Here is a 2,424-nt window from a genome sequence, read left to right as displayed (position 1 = left end):
ATTGTATCCCGCTCGTCAGAGCAGGCTAAACAAAAAGCGAAACAATTATCTTCACTGGGACAACAAGCGTTGGGGATCGGATGTGATGTGTCACAGCCTGAACAAGTACGGCAAATGATAGATGAGGTTATCAAATATTTCGGCAGACTCGATTATGCCGTAAATAACGCAGGCTTAACGGGTGAACATGGTAAAAACATAACAGAGCAGACAGTTGAAAACTGGGATAAGGTTATTGCCATCTCATTGAGCGGTGTTTTTTACTGCCTAAAATATGAAATACCTGAGATGATGAAATTTGGTGGCTCTATAGTTAATTTATCTGCCGTCAATGGTCTGGTTGGCATTCCTGGATTAGCGCCTTACACCGTGGCTAAACATGGTATAATCGGTTTAACCCAAACCGCTGCGCTAGAGTTTGCAAGTCAAGGCATTCGGATTAATGCTGTCGCTCCCGGCTATGTCCAAACCCCACGAATGAGTGAATTCCCTGAAAATATCGTACGTAGTTTTGCAAACAGTCACCCCATGAAAAGGATGGCAAAAATGCAAGAAATAGCAGACTTTATATTGTTTTTGCTGTCAGATAATTCAGCGTTCTGCACTGGAGGGGTTTATCCAATCGATGGTGGTTATTTAGCCGAGTAAAATACCCCACAGGACCTGTTACACACTAAGAATTGCCTTGCCAAAGTGGTAGGCTCACTGGGAGCGTTAGAATATAATTAACGCTTCCGTTGCAGCGCAAGTGATAACAATATTTCCAGTATGGTTTAACATGAGCATGGATGCAACTGAGTTGAAGACCTGGACGTAATGTATCGTTCAGTATTATGTGATCGTATTCATTTCAGCAAGCAACCAGCATTTAAAGCTTTCCAGCGCAGCCTCGTTTATTCCCGTTTCCGTCGGTTGTACTAAACAAAACCTTTTGTTCAGCGTGTCTGAAGCTGGCCAGGGCGCAGCCAGCAGGCCACAGCTCAATTCATTCTCGACATACATGCGTGGTACCAATGCTACCCCTTGTCCCGCCATAACGGCAGCGATGGCCATTTCATGAAGATCGTAGCGTACTCCCTGAGCCGGATTCTCAAGAAATATCCCGCTTTCACGAGCATAGTGATGCCATGCTTCAGGGTTTTGTCGACGGTGTATCCGCGGCAGTTCGTTCAACTGTTGCGTGACGTCATGACTGGTTAGCAGCCCAGGATGACAAACAGGCACCAGATTCTCCTGAAACAGAAATTGCGTGCGCATTCCTGCCCATGCGGAATGTTCAAAATGAATGACAGCGTCAAATCCACTTCCTGACAAAATGAAAGGATCCGTTCTGGCCGCAATATTTAACGTTATATCCGGGAATAAAGAGGTAAAACCGTTCAGGCGAGGAATAAGCCAACGGCTGGAAAAGGTTGGCAGGACGGCGATATCCAGACTCTTATTCCCCTCTGGCATGCCCATTATGTACTGCGTATCTCTTTCAAGCCTGTCGAGCGTTTCACGGACGTGATGTGCATAGCGCGCGCCGACAGGATTGAGCTTTACCCTGCTTCCCACACGATCGAACAATTTACAGTTCAGCAAAGCTTCAAGTCGCGCAATCTGACGGCTAATGGCCCCTTCTGTTAGCGATAATTCCTCTGCAGCGCGGGCAAAATTACCGTGCCTTGCAGCGGCATCAAAAGCCTGAAGGGACGTACTACTGGGTATTTTTCTGCGCATGAAATTTGTTCCTTGCTCTGAGCCTGCAGCCTGCCATTAGTGACTTAATATCACTAACCCGTGACTTATTATCGATTTTAAGCCGTTTAACTAGCTTGTAGCATGATGAAAAATCATTGAGCAACTGTTTTGCTTGCGTTTATGACTTATGTGGAGATGAACTGATGTGGTATACCGTGGAATGTTCGTATAACGATTCTGAAAGAGAGGCAGAATGGAATGCCTAATCTGACCTTTTATCTTTCTGAAAACCACTCTGACAAGTTCAAAACCTTAACAATTTTATCCATAAATGCCGTGCCCTCTGCTCGAATGCAGGCGGTGATGGAAAACTTTATTCGTGAACTGGATTTCGCCATCCAACAGGCATCTGGCCTGACAACACATATTTGCCCGCAACTAATCCCGAGGTACTGATGAGCCATTTCTTTCCGTTTCGGCAGATTGGAGATTTTCAGATTACGGCGCTGAGTGACGGTACAATGTCAGCCAGCCTGGATTTACTGTCAGGCATTGAAAAAGCTGATGCGGACGTCATTCTAAATGACGCCGGGCTCGATGAGCCTGCCGATATCCATATAAACTGCTATCTTATCCGCGGTCGGGGTCGGGTCATTTTGGTCGACGCTGGCGCAGGGCCGCTGAGCAACAAAGGAGGGCAACTCAACATAAACCTTGCAGCAGTGGGGATCAGTCCTGACG

Annotated in this window: 3 protein-coding genes and 1 pseudogene; 3 read left to right on the top strand and 1 reads right to left on the bottom strand. The window is 46.5% G+C overall.

The window, feature by feature from the left end; genetic code table 11:
- Positions 1-648: SDR family oxidoreductase (locus tag KQJ18_RS23355; protein ID WP_216422873.1), on the top strand; the 648-nt coding region annotated here is incomplete at its 5' end.
- A gap of 183 nt (positions 649-831) precedes the next feature.
- On the opposite strand, the gene KQJ18_RS23350 is transcribed toward KQJ18_RS23355, so the two are convergent.
- A complete protein-coding gene (locus KQJ18_RS23350; protein ID WP_216422872.1) occupies positions 832-1,722 on the bottom strand; it encodes a LysR substrate-binding domain-containing protein in 891 nt (296 codons plus the stop codon).
- A gap of 219 nt (positions 1,723-1,941) precedes the next feature.
- Between KQJ18_RS23350 and KQJ18_RS23345 the strand changes: the two genes are divergently transcribed.
- Together KQJ18_RS23345 and KQJ18_RS23340 are read left to right on the top strand one after the other, a co-directional pair.
- Positions 1,942-2,139 carry a hypothetical protein gene (locus KQJ18_RS23345; protein ID WP_216422871.1) on the top strand — a complete coding sequence of 66 codons (198 nt, stop codon included), beginning with the start codon at positions 1,942-1,944 and terminating at the stop codon, positions 2,137-2,139.
- A pseudogene (locus KQJ18_RS23340) lies at positions 2,139-2,424 on the top strand (MBL fold metallo-hydrolase); the annotation flags it as partial. The gene KQJ18_RS23345 and the pseudogene KQJ18_RS23340, both read left to right, overlap by 1 nt.

This window comes from Citrobacter sp. S55_ASV_140 (genome assembly GCF_018919505.1).
Lineage (GTDB): Bacteria > Pseudomonadota > Gammaproteobacteria > Enterobacterales > Enterobacteriaceae > Citrobacter > Citrobacter werkmanii.
The sequence above is the reverse complement of the archived record's forward strand: the minus strand, read 5'-3'. Positions and strand labels throughout refer to the sequence as shown.

Bases quoted from the DNA above. Each gene is read 5' to 3' on its own strand.
- KQJ18_RS23345 (WP_216422871.1), top strand. From the start codon at position 1,942: ATGCCTAATCTGACCTTTTATCTTTCTGAAAACCACTCTGACAAGTTC.
- KQJ18_RS23350 (WP_216422872.1), bottom strand. From the start codon at position 1,722: ATGCGCAGAAAAATACCCAGTAGTACGTCCCTTCAGGCTTTTGATGCC.